This window comes from Synechococcus sp. CCAP 1479/10 (genome assembly GCF_019038515.1).
GTDB lineage: Bacteria > Cyanobacteriota > Cyanobacteriia > PCC-6307 > Cyanobiaceae > Cyanobium.
Window position 1 is genome coordinate 1 of record NZ_JAFKRJ010000098.1, and the last position, 202, is coordinate 202.

The 202-nt window shown below is 66.3% G+C and carries 1 protein-coding gene; it reads left to right on the forward strand.

The window, feature by feature from the left end:
• Nucleotides 1-202 (forward strand): glycogen/starch/alpha-glucan phosphorylase (locus KUG39_RS17145; RefSeq protein ID WP_216916618.1); only part of this gene is annotated, 202 nt, incomplete at both ends.

Sequence of the window (202 nt, forward strand, 5' to 3'; positions counted from 1 at the left end):
CGAGTACAAGCGCCAGCACCTCAATGCCCTCCAGGTGATCGCCCAGTACCTGCGCATCAAGAACGGCCTCGCGGGCGGCATGGCCCCCCGCACCGTGATCTTCGGGGGCAAGGCCGCTCCCGGCTATGCCATGGCCAAGCTGATCATCCGCTTCATCAACGGCATCGCCGACGTCGTCAACGCCGACCCCGACATGGACGGC